The organism is Flavobacterium sp. TMP13, assembly GCF_050847115.1.
Lineage (GTDB): Bacteria > Bacteroidota > Bacteroidia > Flavobacteriales > Flavobacteriaceae > Flavobacterium.
The window spans coordinates 1,755,771-1,781,810 of the sequence record NZ_CP193656.1 but is presented as its reverse complement, the minus strand read 5'-3'; the positions used below and the strand labels follow the sequence as shown (position 1 = coordinate 1,781,810).

Genomic DNA, 26,040 nt, shown 5'->3' with positions numbered 1-26,040 from the left:
TAAAGTGCTCTATTTCACCTTAGCTGCTTCATCAAATGCACGTAACGCAAAAGAAGCCAACCAATGTTCTCCTTCATAATTACCATCAACAACCGAAGGCAAAGAAAAATTAAGATGCTGATCTGCTAATGGTTTCAAATAACTAAATTGTTTCGGATATTGCTGAATTAAGCGGTACAAATTCCAAGCACGACTAAAGTTCAATCCATCTAAATGTACCAAATGTCCATCCGTTCGATCTGAAACTTTAGCAACTTCCCAGTTGAAACCTTTAGTAAATAAAGCTGGTGCAAAAGACTGCATCCATTTTAAAAATTCCTTTTCAGGTAAAATACGCTGCATGATTCCCATTTCTTCCATACATGGAGATAAAAAATCAGTACCGCTTGGCTCCCAATTAAAAGGGCAATTTTGATCTTTCTGAAAAAGTCTAATCGCGTTGTCACTAATAGATTTTTGCAATTCTATATTTTTAGAATGAACAGCATAGTCCCAAGCAAAACTAAGTCCAAAAGCCGTATTAGTATGTGTACCAGCACGAACGGGATACACTAATTTAGGCAAAAAATCTAAATACCGTTGCACGACTAAATCACTCAATGGTTGCAGATTTACCGCTAAGTCTTTTGCATACATATCAGTACTTGACTCCAATTCTAATTGCAGCTTTAACAACCACGTCCAGCCATACGTGCGCTCAAATGCTTTCTCGTGGCCTTTATTGAAATAAGCAATTTCTTGTTGAATGTTTTCTTTGGACAAATTGGCTTTTAGTTGAGCAATAATAAAATCACGTTGTGCCAAATCTGGAAATTTACTTAACAAATACACTAAACTCCAATGGCCATGAACCGAAGAATGCCAATCGAAACAACCATAAAAAGCAGGATGCAATACTTTTGGCGAGAGAATTTCGGTGTTATCGATGAGCAGTTGATTTAGTTTATTCGGATATTCTTGCTGCAAACATTTAACTGGTAGACTTGCTAAATGATTGGCTCTTTCGACCGTTAAATGCTGAGCAAAAAAAGTGGTAGAAATAAACATAAACAGCAATGGCATGGTGATTTTCATAGCGGCGATTTTTATCAAATATAAAAAAGAATAGACAAACTTTGTACCTTTACTCCTTTCAAACTTAGAACCGTATTATAATGTCTAGACAAATAAAATTAATTTGGGATTTTCGCGGTCCAGCCGCAGCAAAAACGGCCGAGCACCACGATATTCATCTAAAAGAATATATCGCAATCAAAGAAATAGAGCCCAATATTTCGGGTTTCGAAATTAAAAACGACATGTACGCCATTGCGTTTATGGTGGTAACGGATGAAAATATGATATTGGTAAGAGATGCTTTAAAACCGCATCGAGGAGAATTGTACGAAGAATAAATGCTATCAAATAAAAAATCCAAATTTCAATAAACAGTATATTGAAATTTGGATTTTTTTATATTTTTATCTAAAATTTAATTGGCTACTTCACTAATGAATTTAATACGCATCAAACGCAATTCATCAATATCATAATCGCCATCAAATTCTTTTAAGGCTTCATTTATTTTATCAGATTCTGACTCCATAAAATAATCATGAATTTCTTCTTGCTGGTCTTCGTCTAGCATATCCTCCAACCAATAGCTAATATTCAATTTAGTTCCCGAATACACAATTTGCTCCATTTCTTTAATCAACGTATCCATAGACAATCCTTTGGCTGATGCAATATCAGTTAAAGGTAATTTTCTATCAATATTCTGAATAATATACAATTTATTTGCCGAATTGACGCCTGTGGTTTTAACGACCAAATCATCGGGACGAATAATATCATTATCCTCTACATATCGATTGATTAATGCGACAAAATCTCCACCATATTTCTTAGCTTTTCCTTCGCCAACGCCATGAATATTATATAATTCTGGAATTGTAATTGGATATTTTAAAGCCATATCCTCCAAAGAAGGATCTTGAAAAACGACAAAGGGCGGTACCCCTAATTTTTTAGCTACTTTTTTACGCAATTCGCGCAACATATTCATCAAAACTTCATCGGCTGTAGCAGATGTCTTTGAAGCGGTTACAATAGCATCATCACCAGCTTCATTGTACTCATGATCTTCAGACATCAAGAAAGACGACGGATTTGCAATAAAATCCAACCCTGATTTAGTGATCTTTATAATTCCATAAGTTTCAATATCCTTAGATAAATAGCCTTCAACTAAAACTTGGCGTAGCAAGGCCATCCAATATTTTTCGTCATGACTTGAACCCGATCCAAAAAAAGATTGCGAATCAGTTCTATGCGCTTTAATTACAGCGTTTACACGCCCAATTAAGGTAAAAACAATTTCTTTTGATTTGTAGATGTGCTTGGTATCTCGAACCGTTTGCAGTAATTTGACCACCTCATTTTGGGCTTCGATCTTTGTTTTTGGATTGCGAACATTATCATCCATATCAGCTCCATCTCCAGTTTCACTGCTGAACTCTTCACCAAAATAATGCAATAAAAATTTGCGCCTTGACATTGAAGTTTCGGCATAAGCAACGACTTCTTGCAATAACGCAAAACCAATTTCTTGTTCAGCAACTGGTTTACCAGACATGAATTTTTCTAACTTTTCCACATCTTTATAGGAATAGTATGCTAAACAATGCCCTTCTCCTCCATCACGACCCGCACGACCAGTTTCTTGGTAGTAACTTTCGAGTGATTTTGGAATATCATGGTGAATTACATAACGTACATCGGGCTTGTCAATTCCCATTCCAAATGCAATTGTAGCAACTACTACATCTACATCTTCCATCAAAAACATATCTTGATGCCTTGCTCTCGTCTTCGCATCTAAACCGGCGTGATAAGGCACGGCACTAATTCCGTTTACTTGTAAAACTTCGGCAATAGCCTCTACTTTTTTACGACTCAAACAATATATAATTCCAGACTTACCTTTATGCTGACTGATGAAACGAATAATATCCGACTCTACATTCTTGGTTTTTGTTCGAATTTCGTAATATAAATTTGGTCTATTAAATGATGCTTTAAAAGTAGTAGCATCGACCATGTCCAGGTTTTTTAAGATATCCTCTTGAACTTTAGGAGTTGCAGTAGCAGTTAAGCCAATAATTGGAACATCACCTAACTGTTTGATAATGTGTTTAAGATTTCGGTACTCAGGACGAAAATCATGCCCCCACTCCGATATACAGTGTGCCTCGTCAATAGCTACAAAAGAAATGGTCACCCCTTGAAGAAATTGCACATACTCTTCTTTGGTTAAAGATTCTGGCGCAACGTATAATAATTTGGTTAAACCAGAAGTAATGTCTTTTTTTACTTGCGTTATCTCTGTTTTAGTTAGAGACGAATTTAAAACGTGTGCAATTCCATTTTCTGAAGACAAACTTCGTATCGCGTCCACTTGGTTTTTCATCAAAGCGATCAGCGGCGAAACAACAATTGCAGTCCCTTCTTGAATCAACGCAGGAAGCTGATAACATAAGGACTTACCTCCGCCAGTCGGCATAATTACAAAAGTGTTTTTTTGATCTAAAACGCTCTTAACAACTTGCTCTTGTAAGCCTTTAAATTGGCTAAAGCCGAAATACTTCTTTAATTCTTTATGTATTTCAATTTCGTTTGAATTCATTCTTTATTGTATGGTATTTTGTCTAAATTTGCACCTTATAAAGATACAACTTTCTTTCATACATACAAACTTTAACTATTCTGTTTTGATTACAAAAGAAAATATACTGGCGACCGCAAAAAAGACGATACTCTCTGAAAGCGAAGCCATTACAAAATTAGCCACTTACCTTGACGAAAACTTCAGCAAAGCTGTACAATCCATTTTTGAGAGTAAAGGCCGTTTAATTGTAACGGGAATTGGCAAAAGCGCCATCATTGCGCAAAAAATGGTTGCTACTTTTAATTCGACTGGAACACCTTCACTTTTCTTACATGCTTCCGAAGCCATTCATGGGGATTTAGGCATGGTTCAAAAAGAAGATGTCATTATTTGCATTTCAAAAAGTGGAAACAGCCCCGAAATTAAAGTTTTAGTACCTTTGTTAACTCGTTTTGGAAATACTTTAATCGGAATGACTGGCAACATGACCTCGTTTTTAGCAAAAGGTTCCACTTATGTTCTAAATACAACTGTCGATGCTGAAGCCTGTCTCATCAACTTGGCTCCAACGAACAGCACAACTGCACAACTCGTTATGGGTGACGCACTTGCAGTTTGCTTAATGGAACTGCGTGATTTTAAAGCAGAAGATTTTGCCGTTTACCATCCGGGTGGTGCTTTGGGCAAAAAATTATTACTTCGTGTAAAAAATATGATTGAACACTCTCTAAAACCAATGGTAAGTCCAGAGGATTCTGTTAAAAAAGCAATTTTCGAAATATCAGAAAAACGTTTGGGCGTTACGGCTGTTATAGAGAACAATATTGTAATCGGAATTATAACCGATGGAGATGTTCGTCGCATGTTAAACGACAGAGATTCTATTGCCGATTTGACCGCTAGGGAAATTATGACAAAAAACCCAAAAATGGTAACTTCTGAGACTATGGCTGTAGAAGCCCTAAATATCTTAGAAGATTTTTCGATTACCCAATTAATCGTAACTGACAACGGTGAATACAAAGGCGTTTTGCATTTGCATGATATTTTAAAAGAAGGAATTGTATAATGGCAAAGAAAAACCTTAACCAAATGTCCTTTTTGGACCATTTAGAAGATTTAAGATGGTTACTTGTTCGAAGCAGTGCAGCCGTTGTAATTATGGCCATAGCTACTTACTTTATAAGTGACTTTTTATTTGATACAATCATTTTTGGACCTACTCGCCCGACGTTTTTTACTTATGTCTTTTTCTGTGATTTAGCTCGTGAATTAGGCGTAGAAAGTATTTGCATCACCGATTTATCGTTCATCATTCAGAATACTGAGATGGAAGGTCAGGTCAATATTTTTGTTTGGATGTGTATTTTGTCTGGTTTCATACTCAGTTTCCCTTACATTCTATGGGAAATCTGGAAATTTATCAGTCCTGCACTGTATTCAAATGAAAAAAAACATGCGCGTGTCTTTATTTTCGTTTCGTCATTACTGTTCTTTCTAGGCGTACTTTTTGGATATTACGTAATCATTCCAATGTCGATAAATTTTGTTGCTACCTTTACCATAAGTGATGTTGTAATTAATCAATTCACCATAAATTCATACGTAGGATTAGTAAAAACCAGTGTTTTAGCGGGAGGTTTATTTTTCGAATTGCCTATTATTATTTATTTCTTAACTTCACTAGGCTTAGTCACACCAGTACTTTTACGTAAATATTGGAAATATGCAGTTATTGCAATTTTAATTATTGCCGCCATTGTAACCCCGCCAGATGTAGTAAGCCAGACAATTGTTGCATTACCAATGTTAATTATTTATGAGATTAGTATTTTAATTTCGAAATTTGTGTACAAAAATAAAAAGGACTAAAATGGCAGAGACTATCAAAGAATTCAATGAGTACCGTTCTAAAATGAACGAGAAACTTTTGGCTGATAACAATAAAATTGTAAAACGCATCTTTAACTTAGACACTAATGCTTATGCAGCAGGCGCTCTAGATGTAAAGACCAAAGAACTTTTAGGCCTAGTTGCCTCCGCAGTTTTACGTTGCGACGATTGCGTAAAATACCATTTAGAAACCAGCCATAAAGAGGGCGTTACTAAAGAAGAAATGATGGAAGCAATGGGAATTGCTACGTTGGTGGGAGGAACAATCGTAATTCCGCATTTGCGAAGAGCCTACGAGTTTTGGGAAGCTTTAGAAGAAAGTGCTGAGTAAACAGAATTTCTCAGCGAACTAGAAATAGCTCGCACGATCACTTTCTGAACTTAAATTTAAATCAACCCGGAAATAAACGGAAATCGTTTCTTTATACTGAAGAAGTAAACAACTCAGTAACTAAGTAACTAAGCAACTAAAAAATGAAACTAAGAGCCGAAAATTTAATCAAAACCTACAAAGGACGAAGTGTTGTAAAAGGGATTTCTGTGGAAGTGAATCAAGGTGAAATCGTTGGACTTTTAGGACCAAATGGTGCCGGAAAAACAACTTCGTTTTACATGATTGTAGGATTGGTAAAGCCAAATTCGGGTAATATTTACTTGGATAATATGGATATTACCAACTACCCAATGTACAAAAGAGCCCAACATGGAATTGGTTATTTGGCTCAAGAGGCTTCTGTATTTAGAAAATTAAGTATTGAAGATAACATTTTAAGCGTTTTGCAACTTACCAAGCTTTCAAAAGAGGAGCAAATTGCTAAAATGGAAGAGCTTATATCTGAATTTAGTTTAGAGCACATTCGTACCAATCGAGGCGATTTACTTTCGGGTGGAGAACGTCGACGTACCGAGATTGCAAGAGCATTAGCTACTGATCCAAAATTCATCTTATTAGATGAGCCTTTTGCAGGAGTCGATCCTGTTGCGGTTGAAGACATTCAGAGAATTGTAGCGCAGTTAAAAAACAAAAATATCGGTATCTTAATTACTGATCACAACGTACAAGAAACTTTAGCAATTACCGACAAAACCTACTTAATGTTTGAGGGTGGAATTTTAAAAGCTGGAGTTCCAGAAGAGTTGGTGGAAGATGAAATGGTTCGTAGAGTGTATTTAGGTCAAAACTTTGAGTTGCGAAAAAAGAAATTGGAATTTTAACAACTGTATTTTGCGGTTTTTTTTACATTTACTAAGGAAAATTAATAGATTTTATAAACTTTAAATAAGACTAATTGAAGTCAGAGAAACCCACTCCACAAGATTACGAAAATTGGAGCAATGATCCGGACAATTGGGTTTGGGGTATTTTTTATTTTAACACAGAAGACGATAGATTATTACCTCCAAAAAGAATAAAAGAGTTAGGATGGACGGTTAACTTTGCTAATCCTTATTCCTTCGCTATTCTTTTAGCTATTCTATGTTTAATTCCACTCGCGCTTTTAAATCGGTAATTCATCGCAAGATTTTTTTTCAATAGTGAAATCACAGTTAATAGGGATAGTTGCGGAGATTCCTCGTTTCTGCTAATGACAAAGTTTAATCATAACGCAGACTTACGACAATGATTAAAAATACGCTCGTCACACCATTCACTAATTACTATTCACTACTACTTTTCCCTACTCACTTATTACTATTCACTTATTACTATTCACTTATTACTATTCACTTATTACTACTCACCATTCCCTACTCTCTATCTCCACTAATCTACCGTAATAAACTGTAGCTGCTGCAAATCGCCGTTGTATATATTTACATCTACAGTTCGAACAATTCCGTTAACTGCTGCCTTTTCAGTAAATTGCCAAAACAACCAATTCGGATGTATTTTTTCTCTATAAAAATTATAATTGGCAATCCAGAAAAGATATTCGCTAAACTCTTCTTTTAAAAAATCATCGTAATAACTCTCTCCAGAATAAATAATCGGCCGTACTTTGTAATGTGCCTCTACTCGATTTAACCAGCGATGCAAACCTACTTTTAAACTGTCAATAGATTGCGTTTTTGGTAGCTTTTCAATATCTAAAACTGGTGGTAAATCGCCTTTTTCTAAATGAACATTTTTGATAAAAAAATCAGCTTGTTGTATGGAGTTTTCGTTAGGCCTGTAATAATGATAAGCGCCACGTATCAATTTTTGTTCTTTGGCCGCGATCCAATTTCTTTTAAATTGACGATCTAAGCGGTCGTACCCTGCAGTCGCTCGAATAAAAACATATTGAATCGGATATTCTTCCTCGACGGTTTTAACTAAATTCCATTTTATTTTTTCCTGAAATTCAGACACATCAATTCCCAGTGCTTTTCCTTTATGATTTTCAATCACTTGAATATTACGCACATCCGAAATTCGCTTTGCTTCAGTCTCTACCTTTGTTCCTGCCGTAAAACTGAAGTAATAAGCTAACCCATCACGATAATGATACAAAGCGGTAAAAAAACACGCCAAAAAAAGCAGGAGTAGCATCCGTTTAATAAAAAGACTAAATGAAGAATTTTTCTTCTTAGAATTGCGTGTATAAGTAGCTTTACTTCTTTGCGTTTTTTTCATGATGCAATTACAACTTCTTTTTCAGAAATTTATTATTGAACGCAGACAAAAGCACGTAAGCGATAATCACTAATGCAATTCCTAAAAATTCGTAAAAAAGAACGAGTAAAAATGACAGCAATAAAAAACCGATTTGCAATGCGTTATCTTTAACTTTAAAGTTCTTTATTTTTAAAGAAAACAACGGAATTTCGGCATTTAATATGTAAGCGCTAAACAAAGTAATTAGAACCAAAACCCACTGATTGGTTAAAACTTCGAGTACCACCAAAGACTCTGAATACTGCAAAACCAAGGGCAAGCTTAAAATAAAGAGCGTATTGGCAGGTGTTGGTAATCCAATAAAGGAATCAGTTTGGCGCGTATCAATATTAAAATTTGCCAAACGATAGCAGGAACCCAATGTAATGATAAAACCTACATACGGAAAAAGAAAACTATCTGTAATTTCATGCTGGGCATTACTCATCAAACTGAACATTGCGTAACCTGGAATCAAACCACTAGTAATCATATCTGCAAGCGAGTCCAATTGCAATCCAAGCGGACTAGCAACTTTAAAAAGACGAGCAAAAAAACCATCAAAAAAATCTAAAAATATTCCTAAACAAACAAAATAAAAAGCCATCTCGTAGTCCGTTTTAGAAATGAAAACAACCGCAATACAGCCACAAAAAAGATTTAATAAAGTGATAAAATTTGGAATGTGTTTTTTGATGTTCATTTGTTTTTTAGTTTTATAAAAGAACAAATTTAGCATAATTACCGAATGAGTAGAGTGTTTAAGCTATAGATTTTTGGCAATAGCAGCATCTTTCGTATTATTTCTACTATTGAAGAAGTAAGCTCGGTAAAAAATTATATTTTTGAGGCTACCAAACTATAATTTACTGGTAAAAAAAATACAATTGAGAAAAATCATCCTTCTAAGCTGCCTATCTTTATGTAAGGTAAATTACGCTCAAACCGCTCGTAAATACTCCAATGAGTTTATGAACATTGGTGTGGATGCTGCTGCATTAGGAATGTCGAATACCGCAGTTGCTTCTACTAAAGATGTAAATAGTGTGTATTGGAATCCCGCTGGTCTGACCCATTTAAAAGACCATGAATTAGGCTTGATGCATGCTAGTTATTTTGCTAATATTGCCCAATATGATTATATAGGATATGCTAGCCCAATTGACGAGGAGAGTGCATGGGGAGTTTCAATGATCCGATTTGGAGTCGATGACATTTTAAACACTACTGATTTAATTGACAAGCAAGGTAATATTGACTACAATAGAATTAGTTTATTTTCTACAGCCGATTATGGTTTTACCTTTTCTTATGCTCGAAAACTCCCTGTTCAGGGTTTACAATATGGCGTAAATGCTAAAGTAATTCGACGTATAATTGGAGATTTTGCAAACTCTTGGGGGTTTGGTTTTGATATCGGAATTCAGTTCGAAAAAAATAATTGGCAATTTGGTTTATTACTTCGCGACATTACCACTACTTATAACGTTTGGAATATTGATGAAGAAAAGTATCAAAAAATAGCAGATGCCGTTCCAGGTCAAAATCAAGAATTACCAGAAACTACTGAAATTACTCTCCCAAAAGCACAATTGGGAATCGCCAAAAAATTTCTCATTCAATACGATTATAGTATTTTGGCCGCGACTAATTTAAATATGAGATTTACCCAAACCAACGACATTATTAACTCTGAACTTGTAAGTATTGATCCTGCATTAGGATTAGAATTTGGCTATACTGATTTGGTGTTTTTAAGAGCGGGAGTGGGAAATTTTCAGAATGTTACACAATTTGATAATTCTGAAAAAATAGGTTTTCAGCCGAATATTGGGGTTGGATTTAAATACAACGGAATTCAAGTTGATTATGCTTTGACTGATTTAGGCAATAAGAGCGCTGCATTGTATTCCAATATTTTTTCACTAAAAGTAGATTTAGGCATATTTAGAAAGTAAATCAATCATTATAGTAAGCACATGACAACACCAACCTTCAAAAAAATAATTTTTATAGTTTCATTTATAATGAGTTTCTATTCGGGATTCAGTCAGAACATCGCATTAACCGATCAAGCGAAAATAAGTGTCTTGACTTGCGGAACAGGAAATGAATCGTATTCTTTATTTGGACACACCGCCATACGCGTTCAGGATTCGATACATGCGCTGGATGTTGTTTATAATTACGGTGCTTTTGATTTTAGAACTCCCAATTTTGTAGCAAAATTTGCCAAAGGTAACTTGCAATATTTTGCGATTGCCAATTCCTTCAGTGACTTCCTATCTAATTACACCGACGAAAAACGATCTGTTTACGAACAACAATTAGAGATAAACAGTGCAGAAAAGCAGCAAATCTTTGATAATTTAAATCACACTTTACTATCTAACGAGCGTTTTTACACCTATAAATTTATAGATAAAAACTGCACTTCAATGGTTGTAGATCTCATCAATAAATCACTAGGAAGCACCGTTATAGTAAAAAAAGGAGATCTAGAGACAACGTATCGTTCTGTTTTGTTTCCTTATTTTGAAGGACATTTTTACGAAAGATTAGGGACTAGCATTATTTTCGGAATGAAGGTAGATGAAAAAGCGACTCGTATTTTTCTTCCATTCGAATTAAAAAGCAGTTTAGCTAAAACAAACTACAAGAATGAAAAATTAGCCGGAAAGTCCGAAGTACTTCTCTCTTTTGAAAAGGAAGTAAATACTTCTATGTGGAATAACTGGTACACCTACTTGGTCATTTTGGCGTTAATTCTGGTCCTTAACAAAAAAGCCATTGATTTTACGTACTTAACAGGTATGGGTTTGCTAGGTGTTTTCTTTATAGTGATGGGTTTTTACTCTGATCATCAGGAACTGGCCTTCAATTATAATGTCTTACTTTTCAGTCCAATAGTATTGATTTTAATTGTGTTCGCAATATTTCATAAGAGAAGTTTAGTTTATAAAACAGTCCTTTTACAGATTGTTATACTCTTAATTTACGGCATATTTATCGCAAGCAAAGCTCATTTTATAATTGTATTGCCTTTATTACTAACAACACTTATAATTTTAGTAAGAATTGCGGTTCGTAACGCAAAAAGAATTCCTATAATTATCTAAGAGTTCTGTGGGTTGGAATTTTAAAAACTAAAGTCGACCAAACAATCTTAATTCACTACTTCGCTTTTGTAAGTTATTTGATCATTAACTTTAATAAAAGTTATTGACCACGATAAAAAATAACGGTAGTAATTGTTTTAAAAGTTATACTTAAGTCTAGAAAAATACTTCGGTGTTTAATGTAGTACAAGTCATATTGCAACTTTATTAAACTTTCCTCTATTGATTCGCCGTAAGAATAATTGACTTGTGCCCAACCCGTTAGTCCTGGCTTAATAATATGACGTGTTTCGTAAAAAGGCATAATCTGTGCTATTTCGCGAACGAAAAAAGGTTGTTCTGGCCTCGGTCCGATTATGGCCATGTCACCCTTTAAAATATTGAAAAATTGCGGAAATTCATCTAACCTAGTCTTGCGCATCATTTTTCCAAAAGTAGTAACACGGCTGTCATTGCTCTCTGCAAAAGAAGCTAGGACAGTGGGAACGGTTTGGGTCATCGTTCTAAATTTGTAAATTTTAAAAACGACACCATCTTTACCAATCCGCTCTTGTGTATAGAACAAAGTGCCTCGATTTCCGATTACGTTCCCGCACCAAATAACAGGAATCAATACTAAACAACCGATCAATCCTACGATCGAAAGCAAATACTCTATAATTCGCACCACCGACAAGTATAATTTATTGTTATTACTTCGACTAAACGGAAAAAAACGATAGAAATCTCTCCCGATAAACTGAACGGGAATTCGTTGTGTTTTACTTTCGTACACTTGACTGTATTCTCGGATTACTTTGCCAGATTCCAATAATTTCAATAATTGTTGGTATAGTTCGGCTGTAATTCCATCCGTTTTTTGAGAAGCAATTACAATTTCTGAAATGCCATTTTTTGACACAAAGAAAGAGAGATCCTCCTTCGGAACTGATTGTAAGAAAGATGTTTGCTCCAGATTTGAATCATCTGAATTTACATAGCCAATTATTTTGTAGTGCGGATCAACGCTTTCTAAACCTTCAACTAATTCTTGGACTTGATCTTGGTCACATATCAAAAGTACATTTTGACTAAAACGATTCGAAGCTAAAAAATAAACATAGAATTGCCTCCATAATAATAATCCGCCCATGATACAGATGTAAAAAACCAGAATTGGCAAACGCTGTTTAGGTAGTTCTGGAGTCAAAAACGGAGTAAACAAGTATACAAAAATTGTTGTGGTACTTGCTAACAAGGTACTTTTTAAAATATAAAAGTGATTACTTGCTACTTGTAAGTTATACATTTCGAAAATAGAGCCAAAAACACTTAGATAAATAAGCAATAAGGCAATTTTTGAAAATTTATGATCTGTGAGACTGAAATATTCGTAATTAAACAAATATTGCACCAAGGCCAACATTATAATAACAACCACAGCATCCATCAAACGCAGAATCATCTTGCGTTCTGAGATCTCAAAGTGCATTTTTGTAGTTGATTTTAACGACATTAGTAGAGGGCTTTCTATTGATTTGGCTGAGCAAATATAAAAATTAAATCAGTTTTACCGTTAAATCCCAGCTTTACTTTCTTCTTCGAGTTTATTATGTAAGCTAGAACTTCGCTTCAGATCAATTTGTAACAGACACAGTGCATAAATAAAAGCAGGTGCAGCCGTTCGCATAGCGGCATGATTAATCGTCAACAACCAAAAGATAAAAAAAGAAAAAAAGTAAATATTTTGATAATTATTAAAGTAAAATAAGAAAGGGGTAAACAAAAGTATCAGCAAAACAGCGACTCCAAACATACCTTGTTCCGATAAAAGTCTAGTAATTTCATTGTGAGAGGCAACTTCTTGACCAATCATCTTTTCTCTATATGATTTACCTAGTCCAACACCAACTCCGAACATCGGATTGTCGGAAAATAATTGGAGCTCATTGTTCATTACCTCTTCACGACCTCCTAAACGATCTTTTTTAACGCGACCAGCTGCATCTTCATTGGCGTATCGTTTCACAATTAAACCTCCAGTTTGTATAATACTATAACTCCAAATGCTGAAAATCAATCCCATTGTAAATAGAAAAATCCATTTCAACTTCGATCTTCCTTTTGAATTTCCAAATAGATAAGCAGCAAAAAGTGCTACTGCAATCATACCTATTCCTGTCATCACGCCTCCTCTGGAAAAAGTAACTAAGGCGCGGTAACTTACGACAATAAACAACAATCCATTAACCGCGATTAGTAACTTAGTTTTGGACATAAAAACCAACTGACAAAAAAACACAAACATGCCCAGTCCTAAAATAGTGGAAACTTGGTTGGGACCAAAACCCCCAGAAGTTTCAAAATTAGATTGTGTTCCTGTAATTACATCTTGAACACTGGGATTGTACAGTACTAAATAGGTTAATGTACTGATCACCGGCAAACCGATTATGACAATAATATTCTGCAATTGTTGGTAATTCAATCTTCTTTGGTAACAATAAATGGCACACAAACCCAAACAAATTGGACCTGAAATATTGAAAACAATTGCTTTACGTACTTCGAGCGTTGCATCTTCATAAAGCATGGTCACTAAAACTCCTGGAATTAAAAGTAAAAGATAGAGCCAGTACACGAAGGACCTCTTAGAAAAGCCACTGAAAATAAAGCCAAGTAACATTAAAAGTGACACTACTACTTTGATATACTCGTTATTTAGGTTACCTCCTGTCATTCGCAAGAAAACCTCCACTCCGATTAAATACCCCGAAACGTATAGTACTTCATTGCTTCTATTCTTGTTCGAAATAACATAGTAGAACCCAAAAAGAACAATTACTACAGCATATATCTTTGATAAGAATGGAATAAAAAAAATAGCCGCTGCAATAACCACATGCAACAGTACTAAACTAATATATTGTCTTTCTGATTTATTCATCTGTAATCGTTGCTTCTACCCATTGGATGTATTTTTGAATAACGGATCCAGCTGAAAATTCACTTACTATTTTTTGAAATAAATTAGTAGCCAAACGTTCTCGAAGTAACTGATCGTTAATTAATGCAACTAAGCTATTAAAAAACAACTCTATATTTCCTGAAGGAACTAAAAAACCACTTATTCCATCAGTCACTACAGCTGAAATTTGACCTACATTCGTTACCACAACTGGCTTTTGATTCAAACCATACTCAAGTAGCGCAACTGGAAGTCCTTCTGAACTCGAAGATAAAACTGCAATTTCAGCTTGTTCTAAAACCCACTCCACGTCGCTGCATGAACCATATAAAAACACACGATCTTCTAACTTTTTATGCAATATAAAGTCCTTTATTGTACTCGAATACCCATCTCTAAAATCTTTTCCTACTAAGTGGAAAGTCCATTCTGGATATTCACTTTTTAATCTTTCGGCTACTTGCAGCAAAAGCAAATGATTTTTTTGTGGTCGTAAGTTCGCCAAACAGACAATGCGCTTACCGTCTTTACCTTTTAAAAAGGTAGTGAGAGCAGTCCCTTTTTCAGAAGCAGTAAAATTAGGTAAATAAATTGCGTTTTTGAAATGCAGTACATTCTTAGACCATTTTTTTAAATTATGATTTACCGCTATAATTCCGCTAAAGAAATAAGAAGAAATACGCAAAAGTTTTGTTGATCGATCTTCTAAAAAATCACTGTTACCATAATGGTCGTGCCACATTATTTTCATTTTTGGCATAAAAAATTTAAACATTACAGCTGTAAAAAAGGAAGAACTGTGCGCGTGAATGATATTGACACGATTACTTTTAATGAATTTTCGCAACTTTAAAATTGCATACACATCTAAACTGCTTTTTTTAAATAAGCAGCTGTAGGCAACTTGCTCTTTTATTTGAGTTTTCAAAATTCCTTCTTTTCGTGTAGCGACCAAACCCGAAAACGCAATAGTGTCGGCAAGACTATTAGCATATTGTACTGCCATGCGCTCCGCTCCACCAGCTTCCAAGGAATCAATAAGCTGGACGATTCTCATACCTTTAATAATTTTTGAATTTCCGCCTCAAAATAATCTAAGGTATATTTTCGTGACCAAGTTGCCGCCAGAATTCGTTTATTTTCAAAATTATTTTTATTACTAATCAATTGCTCAATCGCTTGCACATCAGTATCCAAATCCAACGTCAATAAAATACCACGGTTTCCATAATCAATCATGTAGGGAACACAAGATACGCTGGTTGCTGCTGGAATACAGCCCCAAAACATCGCTTCAGCAACCGCTTTCGGCCAACCTTCACTTTTAGATGCCAAAACTAAAATGTGGCTGTTTTGATATGCTTCTTTGAGAGCAGTTGCATTTTGATTGCCATGAAAAAATACGGCGTCAGCTAAGTTGTTATTTTTTACAAATTGCATTAAATCATTTTTCAACGGACCATCTCCATACACATCAAGCTTTACATTTCTGCCATTTCTTAATAACTCTGCAGTGATTTCAATCGCATACATCGGATTTTTACCTGAAACTAAAGTGCCCACATAAAGCAATCGAATTGCATTCTCTGTTTCTAACGCATTTATAGCTATTATTTCAGACTCAGCATAGGAAGCCGTAAAAAAAGGCTTTATGTTTTTTGACTGTCCTTCCCATTCACCATAAACCAATACTTGCATGTTCTTGGTCAAAAATGTATTGCTTAATATCCACTTTTGCAATCTATAACTCCAAGGTTGTGTACTTTTCGGATCCCAATTTCCAGCATATTTTGCAGTTTTTATTTTATTAGGAAATAATAGCTGAACCAGACAACCCAATAAACCGATATTGCCTGGACAACGCAAATGAATGTGATCCGCGGAATGCATGGCATTATAAATCTGCCAAATAACAAATGGGAATTTAATCACTGTTTTAATAACTTCATATAATGAAGTCAAAGATAGTTCCGGAATTTCTCGAAAATCTATTGCCGCATTTTGATACGGTAGGTCGATTGTTGACAATTCAATTTTAGTTATGGGAGCTACTATACTAACTATATCTACATTTTTTAACCAAATATTCATTTCCCGCACGTACGGTGCGTAAGCAAAATATTCATCTTGAACTCTAATATGATTGACATGGGTTATTATGCAATAAGTCAAATTCCAAAATTTATAAGATTATTAATTACAACTGTCGGCTCTAGATTATTTTTGAAATAGCTTAAGGCATTTGCCTCCATTTTTTTACAAAGTGCTTCATTACTGATCAGTTCATTTAGTACCACAGAATAATCTTCTAAAACATTTTCACGAACGTAAATTAAATGAACTCTATCTATTAATGGATTTGGTAATTCATTTTTGTGCTTTGTTGAAATAATAACTTTGCCAAGTGCCAAATACTCTCCTAACTTCCAACCATGACAATATAAGACGGCAGGTGTGTTAAAAACAAATTTTGATAACTGTGTTTTTGATAAATATGTTTTCAAATTATATCGCTTTAAAATTAAATTGCGGTCGAAGTCCATATTATTCCCGTCTGATCTTGGCGCAAATCCCCCCTCGAAAATTATGCTATTATTTAATTTACATGCATTGATAAAATTTAATCGATTCATATTTGTCTCTAATTCCTTTTTCCAAATAGAGCTTACGAAGAAAACGCTATTATTGCTAGCAACCGACTTATGATAATAATCTTCAAGTGGCAATCTTTTATACTGTCTCCAGTAATTCGCCAAATAATTTCTCTTATTTAATAGAAATTTACGAAATTTAAAAGTGTGTTTTAAACCAAAAAAAAGGGTTTCATACAGACCCCATATTTTTATACCAAAACTAGGTCCGATAGGTACGATCTTGAGATTTGAATACTTTGAAATAAGTTCAAAATCGTAATTGATCTTTCCGTAAATATCACACCACGCCAATTCATCTTCCCAAATCAGATTTGTATCTCTCGAATCTATCACAACCTTCAATATTTTAGTATTCTTATATTCAAAAATGATCGCAAATGTATTTTCCTTAAATTTTGGAAAATTCAAAGTTGTAAAGCAAATTCTATCTCTGCCAAAGAGCATTTCTAAACCTTTTAAATAAAAAGAATCATAAAAAACATTGCACAAACCATATATGGAAACTTTCTCTATTCTATTCATTACTTGACGGTTTATTAAAAAATAGACTCCACCAGCCTACAAAGCGACCTAAAGCTTCAGTAAAAGCTGCTTTTTTTTTTGGTGTGGTAAATGTATTAGAAAATCGTATAACTGTTAGAAGAATCGTGATGGTATGCCATTTAAACTTGTCTTTAATAACAGGATTAGGGTTTTTAACGCGCCAGACGTACCACCCATTTCTAACCACCATCTTACCATATTGATGTTGGTTCGGACGACCTGATGGTTCGTGGTTGTGTACCAATTGGGCAGCTGTGTTTAAGAATAACTTTCCTGTTTTCGCTAGTCTTAAACTAAAATCTGCATCTTCATATAAACCATAACCTTCAAAATAGGTAGAAAATTGAAATGAATCAAATACTTTTTTTCTAAAAGACGAAACACCACCCATTAACTGTTCGACCTCATATATTTTCCCAGTAGGTGGCAAGAAACCAATACTTCTGCCATGAGAGAATAAAGAAGAATATCCTGGAGGACAATCACTATCAAGTCCTAATTTCTTTCGTAAAACAAATCGACTACCATCTGCTCTTTTCCACTCATCAAAATAAAACTCATTTATTTTTGGCTGATATGCTTTTCCAACATTATTCCACTGCGTTTCATTAGTAATGTAACCTCCAACCCCTAATGCTTCTGGGTAAATTTTGTACGTTTGGAGTAACCGTTCGAAGTAATCTGATTTTAAAACAGTGTCATCATCTAAAAAACAAACTATTTCGGAAGATTCGGAAACCTTTGAAATTCCAAAATTTCGTTGTTTAGTCAAGCCTCTGTCTTCATCCGCAACAAAAAAATAATACAAATGGTCAAATTGATTTTCTTCTAAAATAGTTTCCGTTTCTTGATTCGTTGAGCCATCAATAATTAAAATTTCATTCGGGTATAAATTTTGCTCCTTAACCGATTGCAACAATTGAAGCAAGGACTTGGGACGCATGTACGTACAAATGATTAGAGAAAATTTCATTATTTTTCATTTAATTTATTAGCCCAAAACAGACTTTTTTCCCATTGCTTTCGAAAATTAACATAATATTTAAAAGGATTTTTAATAATTTGACGCTTGTAGTATTTGAAAAACAAAACCGTTTTATAACCCAAGCGTTGCTCTTTCGTCAAATGTAATAATTTATAAAGCATGATAGTTGGTGAAGGTTTGGGCTGTAGCATTTCTTTGTGCCATTGTAATTCTGGCTTTGTTCTAAAACCACCAAGTGGAGCTTTTAAGTGTAAAATCTCCAGAATTGGAACATAGATAACATCAATTCCCCGATTTCGCAACTGCATTCCAAAATCAGCATCTTCTCCGTAACCAAATTCATAGCCAAGATTAAAATGCACCTGTGATAGTACATTACTTCGTAAAAAACTATTACCAGACCCAAATATTCCAGCTTGATTTGCAACGTTACAATCTTTAATCTCATTAGATTGCATATAAGCAGTACTTATACAACTTACTCCATAAATTGCTAATAATCCTAGCGTTTTATCCAATAAATCAACATCAAATCTATTGTCATCATCATTTAAAAATACCCAATCACTAGTTACTTCTGCTAATGCCAAATTTCTAGCATTGCAAGCGCCTGCCTGATGCGTAAAAGTATGTTTTATAGTAAAAGGCCATATTTCATTTTTTAAATAATCTAATTCGGAGGTACTTCCTTCATCTGGATTCTGTTCAATTATGATGACATTTTGAGGTAAATGAGTTTGATTTTTTAAATCAACCAGAACATCATACAAATATTTTTTTCTTCCTATAGTCGGAATGATGACGTCAATCGTTTTGTTATGAACAACTTTTCGAGATGACTGTATTGTGATAGAATCAAAAGTATTCGCTGGAATTTTCCTTTTTCTATAGAATAGTGCTTTTAAAAAAGCAAGTAAGGGTATTCTTTTCTCGTAAATAAATAAATTCAACAATAGCAATAACAGCCATCTGGTTCTGTAATGTTGCTTCACAAATTTAAATAACTCCGCTTCTTTCGCTGCCTTTTTATCGGAAATGCATGTGGAGATTGTTTCTAATAATTTCGGTTCGGAATAGCAAAAAATGCCCAATGGCATTGCTAATTTAGCAAAAGATTGTAAAAAGCATGCGAAATTTGTATTTTGTGGAAAACAACTTTTTATAGCAAGAAATACTGCAGCATATGCGCCACCAACATCTGTGCTCAACTGCCAAGTTGGATAAGAAACTTCTTTATTTATTTTTATAAAAGGAGATTCTTCGACATAGCCGATTGTGTCGCTCAGATAATTAGCATTGTCAGTAGTGTACGAAGCCACTATCTTTTGATGGTGAAAAATTTCAGCTAAAGCACTAGCATTTAGATTTTCTTTTTGGGAAATATGACACCAAATTAACAATTGATCAGGGTATTGCTCCGCAGCAGCAAATAAAGTCGACACAATATTTTCTGTTGCCAAAGCGAGTTTGTCGTCAGAAGTTTCTAAAGACAAGACCTTGAAATTATTATGATAAATTACAATCATTATTGTTTTTTATTTTATTATTTATCGCACTTTCTACCAGAGTACAATTCACAATCTTTTCACCTCGACGAAGGAAACATCGCACTGGTAATAACTCGTCAAAACTTCTCGCGTAAAATTCCTCGTGCCTCGGAATGACATACACAATCGTGTCATCTCGACGAAGGAGAGATCGCACTCGTAATTACGCTCTAAAACCAATAGTGTGTGATTCCTCGTGCCTCGGAATGACAGAATAAATCAAACTAAAGCACTTCCATTACTCAAAAATCTATCATTTAAAAATTCAAAAGTAGGATTGAACTCCCTTATCAAATTGAGCTTTTTACTTCTTCTCCATCCTTTCAACTCTTTTTCTCTTGCTATAGCAAGTTGTATCCAAGAATGCTTCTCATAATAAACTAAAAATTCAATATTATACTTAGCTGCAAATGTTTTATTACCTTCAAGAATATTTTTATGATGCTGTTCTAATCTTAAATTTAAATTATTCGTCACGCCAATGTAAAAAGTAGAGCGGTGTTTGTTGGTAATAATATATACGTGATAAACATGAATTCCTTCCTTAAATTCTAGCATAAAGATTGATTTTTTAAACTAAATTAAAATTTCATAAAAGCTCATTTATTGATTTACTTTCTCTGGCTCTTATTTCCGCGGAATGACATACACAACTTTGTCATCTCGACGAAGGAGAGATCGCACTCATAATTACGCTCTAAAGCCAATAGTGCGTGATTCCTCGTACTCCGGAATGACATTCACAATCTTGTCGTCTCGACGAAGGAGAGATCGCACTCGTAATTACGCTTCAAAACTTCTCGCGTGTGATTCCTCGTACCTCGGAATGACATACACAATCCTGTCATCTCGACGAAGGAGAGATCGCAATCGTAATTACGCTCTAAAACCAATAGTGCGTGATTCCTCGTGCCTCGGAATGACAAATAATCACACTAATTCTGGCGGAAAGACAAAATGATTTCTTCGTAATACTTAATATTGTGAAAGGCTATAGCGTCAATATCAAAATTTTGTTCCACTCTAATTCTAGCGCGTTTGCCTATTTCTAGACACAGCAAATCATTTTTTAGCACATCAATAATTCTTTGTGCATACAAACCATGGTATTCTGGATGTACTAAATAACCACTTTCTTCATCTACAATCAATTCCTTTGCCCAGCCAATATTACTGTTGACTACCGCTTTTTGCATCGCCATAGATTCAATAGTTACCATGCCCAAAGTTTCAGCAAATGTTGGAAACACACAAACATTTGCCTTTTTAATATAATTTTGCACCTCATCATATGCTACTTTTCCTAAGTATTGAATGTGATTTAAATCATCCTTAGGAAATTGTTTGATCAAAAGTTCCCAAGTTGAACTAGATTGCGTCTTTATATCAGCCGCATCGCTTCCTATTAGAACCAAATGTGCATTTGGACATTGTTGGCGCACTTTTGCGAAAATTTCGGAAAGTTCTAAAACTCCTTTTTTTCGTATAATTGTACCCACGTACAAAATCAAACCATTTTCAAATTCGTCGGGTGTTGTATTTTCAAATTGTAGCAAATCTAGTCCGTAGTGAATGGTCTCGATTTTTTTATTTTTTATTTTAAATAATTGTTGAGACAAATTACCCGCAAATACTGTTGGCGCAACAAAAGCGTTCGCTCCGCTAACAGCTAATTTTTCAAACCAAAAATTTTTTAATTTCTGTTTGCGCTGTTCCAAATGGCAAAAATAAGTATCACTTCCGTGAAAGCGAATTACCAGCGGGACTTTAAACTTCATAAAGGCCGTTATTCCGGTCCAATCTGGCGCTTCTACTAAATTTATTTTTTCAAGTGAAACAATTTTATTCACATAAGTTTGAATGTGTTTTCGATAAAAAAACCACTTGGTAAAATGATACTTTTTATCTGCAATTAAATGAAAATGAACGCCATCTTCTTCAAAAACAACGTCTGAATTTTGTCCATAAATAAAAACGGAAACCACTATTTCTTGCTTTACCAAAGCTTTAACCAAGTTATAGACGCTAGTGCCTAAGCCTGCAGCATGTCTGACTTTGGGATGTGGATATTCGGGCGTGATAAAACCAATGTGCATTGTTTATTCTAATTTACGTCTTGTTAAAAACTACGCAGTAATCGACTCCTTTAAAAGAATACGATCGATAGCTTGCCATATTTTTTCCGAAGATTTTGCTGGTGTTTCTCCTGCAACGATTTCAAACCATTTTTGAGCATTTTCGACCACTTGCGCAGAGTTACTCAGTGATTCTTTAATTTTATATTCAATTTCATTAGCGCTATTTAACCACAAAACTGAATTATTTAGCGGCATAGATTTAAAATGTATATAATTATAAATTTTCTTCGTCGACCAATCGCTTTTTTCGTTCTTAGAAATATCATAATTGATAAAAGCACAAGGTTTTTGATGTGCTGCATAATCAAAAACCATCGATGAACCTAAATTAACGACCATTTCTGAGTGAAGTATAGTGTTTGTCTGCAAACTAGTATCCTCTACTGTTGGTAATACTGCATTCCAACTTTCGCCTATCTTTTTCCATTTAGGATTAATTGAAACAATAACATCATTAAAGTCTTTTAACACTGAGTCAAATCTGCTTGAAAAATCAACTGGACATCTTCTAAATATAAGCCCTAGTGCAAACCCTTGTTTATTTAAATTATAAACAGCTGTTGCAACATTTTCTAAATATTTTGGGTCATCTGGACAAGTAGTGATATCGTCTCCTGAATAACAAATGTATTTTTTATTTAAATCTAATGAGTGCTCTTCGTAGAACATCTTTCTTGTTTTCATTAGCGAAAAATCATAATGATTTTCAAATTGAGGAGTTCCAGTTATAAAAACTTGATTGCATTTGATATATGAATAATAATAGAGAAGTTCTTTTTTCATGTGTTCACTCCAAACAAAATAGTAGTCAGTTTCTATTAGCAATGTCGCTTTTGGTAAATTATCCCACGAAAAAATAAAGCATGCTGTAGGAATTCCTAAAACTCGTGCTGCCAAAATGGGTGCTATTGCCGTCATCGGTCGCTGATTAGTACAAAAAACAAGAGCTGGCTTTTCTGTCCTTAAGGTAGCGATGCACTCTCTATAATATATGGTGTTTTTTTCAGCTCTTTTAATCTTAGCTCTTAACCTTTCTAGTCCTTTGTCATTATTATGGAGTTGCACTACTATATGAGTCAATATACTTTTAATACATTTTTTTAATGTAGCATAAGAAAAAGGGAAACGATACGTATCGTAAACAAAATCATTTGTTTTTTTTATAAATAAATTGAGCTCTATTTGCTTCCTAGCATTTTTAAAAATTTCGGTCAATCGGTGTGATTTTGAATTTTGTATATCAACTGAACTAAATCCAAGAGAAGCTAGATCAAATGGAGTATTATTCCAATAGATAGTTTCAAATCCTTGTTCTTTCCCTTCTTTAAAAAAATTTGAAAAAGCGAAGTTTTTAAGGCCTATTCCGTCTGGTAACAGCACAAATACTTTTGATTTATTACTCATAAATTATCTCGAAATTGTTTTTGATGATTGATTTGCCAAATATCTGAATTTTGTAAGCATTGTAAAAACAAAGCGGCACTATTTCCTGATCCAAAATCGGCACTTAAAACCTTAGTTTGATGGCTATCGATATGATTCAATGCTTTAATAATCTCTGCTTTCGAATAATCGACATTAATGATTTCATTATAAAAAGACCTGTTTTGTTGTCTCGTTCCGATATTGATAGTCGGAATTCCGTAATAAGGTGCTTCTCTAATACCAGCACTACTGTTACCAATTATGAATTGTGCGTTTTTTAGTAATGTTAAGAAATATTCAAATCGGATTGATGGAAATATTCTAAATCTAGAATTACTATTAAGATTCTGATATGCATCGATTATATACTGGCTTCCTAAATCGTTATTAGGAAAAATAACTATATAATTATGAAAATCTTCTTCTAAAGCAGCTACAAAATTCGCAGTATATTGTTTCATTTCATTTGATTCTGTCGTAACAGGATGAAACATAACAATGGCGTATTTTTCAAAAGGAATTTCGTAATATTTTTTAACAACCTCTAACTTTGGTAGACTTGTTGAAAACATAATATCGACATCGGGCGATCCGATTGTAAAAATAGATTTTTCAATCTCTCCCATTTGGATTAATCGTTTAGCTGCTTCACTATTAGAGACAAAATGAATGTGACTTAATTTGCTAACGCTATGTCGAATTAACTCATCTACTGTTCCCGAAAGTTCTCCACCTTCAATATGTGCAACCAAAATATTATTTAACGAACCCACAATAGCACCAGCCAAGGTTTCAACCCGATCACCATGTACTACAATCAAATCTGGTTGTATTGTTTTACAATAAATGGATAAACCTGCGATGGTTTTTGCTAAAGTCAAATCCATGGTAGTTTCGTGCGTCTGATTTTCAAAAGTGTGAACGTTTTTATACTTACAACGTTCAATTTCAATCAAGGTGTATCCGTATTTTTCTTGCAAATGCATTCCAGTTACAAAAACGAAAACCTCAAAATCTTGATTATCTTCAATAGAGGCTATCAGTGATTTTATTTTTCCGAAGTCGGCACGAGTTCCTGTTAAGAAGAGAATTTTTTTCATTTTTAAAACTTCGGTATGCTAATTTATAGATTATAAAATGGTACTTTAATCTACTTTAAATAGTATTATATTATTCTGTTTTTTCTTCTAGTTCAGAAGTTACTCCCGACTGCGCTCGATTTGACAAAAACTAAACTTTCTAATTAACTATTCATCGTCATGTCAAGCGCAGGCGAGACATCCATACTATAACGAAGCGTTTTCAATTAAAAATCAATCTTGACTGCGCTAGATTCGACAAAAAAACCAAACTTTCAATTTACTTACTCACTGTCATGTCGAGCGAAGTCGAGACATCCTCCCAGCATACTTGCTCATCATTCTCAATATTTTTTGTAGCTGTTTTACCAAGAATAGCATTATAATGTTCTGCTAAAATTTTCCCTGTTCCTGGACGTTTTACCCAAATATTTTCTTTAGTAAAAATATCTCCTTCTTTTACAGCTGCAATTGTACAAACAGTGGCAAAAGCAAAATCAATGGTAACTTGTTCTTCTGGAGCTGGCTCTTTTTTCCCACCACGCATTAGAGCAATTTCCTTACTATAAACAATTAATTCTATGCAGGTTTTTTCATCCATACTACATACAATATCAGGTCCACTGCGTTCCATGGTATCTGTAAAATGTCTTTCTAAAATACTTGCGCCAAGTGCTACTGCCCCTAAACAAGCGTTATTATTTAAAGTATGATCGCTTAGTCCGAAAACTTTATCTGGAAAGGCTTCACCCAACTCGACCATCGCTCCAAAACGTACGAGATGAATTGGAGTTGGATATAAATTCGTAGTATGTAATAAGGCAACAGGAACTTTCTGTTTATCAAAAATAGCGACTGCTTTTTGAACACTTTCTATCGTGTTCATTCCTGTGCTTAAAATTACTGGTTTACCAAAAGAGGCAACATGTTCTAACAAAGGATAATTGTTGCATTCACCAGAACCTATTTTGTAAGCGGGAACATCAAATTTTCGCAAACGATCAGCAGCGGCACGCGAAAAAGGGGTCGATATAAAAATCATTCCTTTACTTTCGACATAATTTTTAAGTTCCAATTCATCGGCTTCGTTTAAAGAACAACGTTCCATGATTTCATAAATAGAAACATTAGCATTGCCAGGAATCACTTTCTTGGCTGCTGCACTCATTTCGTCAGCTACAATATGGGTTTGATGCTTTACAACCTCAACTCCTGCTCGATGTGCTGCGTCGACCATCTCTTTAGCAACTTCTAAAGAACCTTCATGATTAATTCCGATTTCGGCAATTACTAAAGGCGGAAAATCTTGTCCTATTTTTCTTCCGGAAATTTCTATATATGAATTCATATTTTTATTTTTCATTATTAAAAATTGACAATTTTCTTTTTTTATTTAAGAAAGATCCTTCTAAATATTTATAAG

Annotated in this window: 24 protein-coding genes; 8 read left to right on the top strand and 16 right to left on the bottom strand. The window is 34.3% G+C overall.

Annotated features, from left to right (window positions below):
* Positions 1-9 precede the first annotated feature (9 nt).
* On the bottom strand, positions 10-1,074 hold the full coding sequence (locus ACRASX_RS07810) for a DUF2891 domain-containing protein (RefSeq protein WP_432222998.1): 1,065 nt from the start codon (positions 1,072-1,074) through the stop codon (positions 10-12).
* Positions 1,075-1,154: 80 nt separating this feature from the next.
* On the opposite strand from ACRASX_RS07810, the gene ACRASX_RS07805 reads away from it, so the two are divergent.
* Positions 1,155-1,394 carry a hypothetical protein gene (locus ACRASX_RS07805; RefSeq protein WP_066306625.1) on the top strand — a complete coding sequence of 80 codons (240 nt, stop codon included), beginning with the start codon at positions 1,155-1,157 and terminating at the stop codon, positions 1,392-1,394.
* 77 nt (positions 1,395-1,471) lie between these two features.
* Here ACRASX_RS07805 and recQ read toward each other — a convergent pair whose 3' ends face one another.
* Positions 1,472-3,667, bottom strand: a complete 2,196-nt coding sequence (gene recQ / locus ACRASX_RS07800) for a DNA helicase RecQ (protein WP_432222997.1) — start codon at positions 3,665-3,667, stop codon at positions 1,472-1,474.
* Between the two features lie 85 nt (positions 3,668-3,752).
* Here recQ and ACRASX_RS07795 point away from each other — a divergent pair, with 85 nt between their 5' ends.
* The 5 genes from ACRASX_RS07795 to ACRASX_RS07775 all read left to right on the top strand — a co-directional run bounded on the left by ACRASX_RS07795 (position 3,753) and on the right by ACRASX_RS07775 (position 7,053).
* Entirely contained in the window at positions 3,753-4,718 is a 966-nt protein-coding gene (locus tag ACRASX_RS07795) for a KpsF/GutQ family sugar-phosphate isomerase (protein ID WP_432222996.1), read from the top strand.
* Positions 4,718-5,521 (top strand): twin-arginine translocase subunit TatC, encoded by an 804-nt coding sequence (gene tatC, locus ACRASX_RS07790; protein ID WP_066306622.1) that lies wholly within the window; start codon positions 4,718-4,720, stop codon positions 5,519-5,521. The genes ACRASX_RS07795 and tatC overlap by 1 nt, the downstream gene beginning before the upstream one ends.
* 1 nt (position 5,522) lies before the next feature.
* A complete protein-coding gene (locus tag ACRASX_RS07785; RefSeq protein WP_432222995.1) occupies positions 5,523-5,873 on the top strand; it encodes a carboxymuconolactone decarboxylase family protein in 351 nt (116 codons plus the stop codon).
* 143 nt (positions 5,874-6,016) lie between these two features.
* Positions 6,017-6,757 carry an LPS export ABC transporter ATP-binding protein gene (lptB, locus tag ACRASX_RS07780; RefSeq protein WP_432222994.1) on the top strand — a complete coding sequence of 247 codons (741 nt, stop codon included), beginning with the start codon at positions 6,017-6,019 and terminating at the stop codon, positions 6,755-6,757.
* Between the two features lie 74 nt (positions 6,758-6,831).
* Positions 6,832-7,053, top strand: coding sequence for a DUF5808 domain-containing protein (locus ACRASX_RS07775; protein ID WP_432222993.1), 222 nt, complete (start codon positions 6,832-6,834; stop codon positions 7,051-7,053).
* 254 nt (positions 7,054-7,307) lie between these two features.
* Here the strand turns inward: ACRASX_RS07775 and ACRASX_RS07770 are convergent, their stop codons facing one another.
* Together ACRASX_RS07770 and ACRASX_RS07765 are read right to left on the bottom strand one after the other, a co-directional pair.
* Positions 7,308-8,159, bottom strand: coding sequence for a glycoside hydrolase family 25 protein (locus ACRASX_RS07770; protein ID WP_432222992.1), 852 nt, complete (start codon positions 8,157-8,159; stop codon positions 7,308-7,310).
* A gap of 7 nt (positions 8,160-8,166) precedes the next feature.
* Positions 8,167-8,883 (bottom strand): CDP-alcohol phosphatidyltransferase family protein, encoded by a 717-nt coding sequence (locus tag ACRASX_RS07765; protein ID WP_066306610.1) that lies wholly within the window; start codon positions 8,881-8,883, stop codon positions 8,167-8,169.
* A 268-nt stretch (positions 8,884-9,151) separates the two neighbouring features.
* On the opposite strand from ACRASX_RS07765, the gene ACRASX_RS07760 reads away from it, so the two are divergent.
* Complete coding sequence (locus tag ACRASX_RS07760) at positions 9,152-10,138, top strand: PorV/PorQ family protein (protein WP_432223077.1); 987 nt, start codon at positions 9,152-9,154, stop codon at positions 10,136-10,138.
* Positions 10,139-10,207: 69 nt separating this feature from the next.
* Entirely contained in the window at positions 10,208-11,299 is a 1,092-nt protein-coding gene (locus ACRASX_RS07755; protein WP_432222991.1) for a DUF4105 domain-containing protein, read from the top strand.
* Between the two features lie 100 nt (positions 11,300-11,399).
* Here the strand turns inward: ACRASX_RS07755 and ACRASX_RS07750 are convergent, their stop codons facing one another.
* The 12 genes from ACRASX_RS07750 to ACRASX_RS07695 all read right to left on the bottom strand — a co-directional run bounded on the left by ACRASX_RS07750 (position 11,400) and on the right by ACRASX_RS07695 (position 25,965).
* The gene (locus tag ACRASX_RS07750; RefSeq protein WP_432222990.1) at positions 11,400-12,770 is read right to left on the bottom strand and encodes an exopolysaccharide biosynthesis polyprenyl glycosylphosphotransferase; all 1,371 of its coding nucleotides are present in this window, start codon (positions 12,768-12,770) and stop codon (positions 11,400-11,402) included.
* 84 nt (positions 12,771-12,854) lie between these two features.
* A complete protein-coding gene (locus ACRASX_RS07745; RefSeq protein WP_432222989.1) occupies positions 12,855-14,225 on the bottom strand; it encodes an O-antigen ligase family protein in 1,371 nt (456 codons plus the stop codon).
* A complete protein-coding gene (locus tag ACRASX_RS07740) occupies positions 14,218-15,303 on the bottom strand; it encodes a glycosyltransferase (RefSeq protein ID WP_432222988.1) in 1,086 nt (361 codons plus the stop codon). The genes ACRASX_RS07745 and ACRASX_RS07740 overlap by 8 nt, the downstream gene beginning before the upstream one ends.
* Complete coding sequence (locus ACRASX_RS07735; protein WP_432222987.1) at positions 15,300-16,418, bottom strand: glycosyltransferase; 1,119 nt, start codon at positions 16,416-16,418, stop codon at positions 15,300-15,302. The genes ACRASX_RS07740 and ACRASX_RS07735 overlap by 4 nt, the downstream gene beginning before the upstream one ends.
* A complete protein-coding gene (locus ACRASX_RS07730; protein WP_432222986.1) occupies positions 16,415-17,422 on the bottom strand; it encodes a glycosyltransferase in 1,008 nt (335 codons plus the stop codon). Before ACRASX_RS07730 ends, ACRASX_RS07735 begins: the two co-directional genes overlap by 4 nt.
* The gene (locus tag ACRASX_RS07725) at positions 17,415-18,416 is read right to left on the bottom strand and encodes a glycosyltransferase family 2 protein (protein ID WP_432222985.1); all 1,002 of its coding nucleotides are present in this window, start codon (positions 18,414-18,416) and stop codon (positions 17,415-17,417) included. The genes ACRASX_RS07730 and ACRASX_RS07725 overlap by 8 nt, the downstream gene beginning before the upstream one ends.
* Positions 18,416-19,954 carry a glycosyltransferase family 2 protein gene (locus ACRASX_RS07720; RefSeq protein ID WP_432222984.1) on the bottom strand — a complete coding sequence of 513 codons (1,539 nt, stop codon included), beginning with the start codon at positions 19,952-19,954 and terminating at the stop codon, positions 18,416-18,418. Before ACRASX_RS07720 ends, ACRASX_RS07725 begins: the two co-directional genes overlap by 1 nt.
* Positions 19,955-20,194: 240 nt before the next feature.
* Positions 20,195-20,533 carry a GIY-YIG nuclease family protein gene (locus ACRASX_RS07715; protein ID WP_432222983.1) on the bottom strand — a complete coding sequence of 113 codons (339 nt, stop codon included), beginning with the start codon at positions 20,531-20,533 and terminating at the stop codon, positions 20,195-20,197.
* A gap of 377 nt (positions 20,534-20,910) precedes the next feature.
* The gene (locus ACRASX_RS07710; RefSeq protein ID WP_432222982.1) at positions 20,911-22,071 is read right to left on the bottom strand and encodes a glycosyltransferase family 4 protein; all 1,161 of its coding nucleotides are present in this window, start codon (positions 22,069-22,071) and stop codon (positions 20,911-20,913) included.
* Positions 22,072-22,101: 30 nt separating this feature from the next.
* Positions 22,102-23,517: a UDP-glycosyltransferase gene (locus ACRASX_RS07705; protein ID WP_432222981.1), complete on the bottom strand. Its 1,416-nt coding sequence runs from the start codon at positions 23,515-23,517 to the stop codon at positions 22,102-22,104.
* Complete coding sequence (neuC, locus tag ACRASX_RS07700) at positions 23,514-24,638, bottom strand: UDP-N-acetylglucosamine 2-epimerase (RefSeq protein WP_432222980.1); 1,125 nt, start codon at positions 24,636-24,638, stop codon at positions 23,514-23,516. Before neuC ends, ACRASX_RS07705 begins: the two co-directional genes overlap by 4 nt.
* A 259-nt stretch (positions 24,639-24,897) precedes the next feature.
* A complete protein-coding gene (locus tag ACRASX_RS07695; protein WP_432222979.1) occupies positions 24,898-25,965 on the bottom strand; it encodes an N-acetylneuraminate synthase family protein in 1,068 nt (355 codons plus the stop codon).
* Positions 25,966-26,040 lie beyond the last annotated feature (75 nt).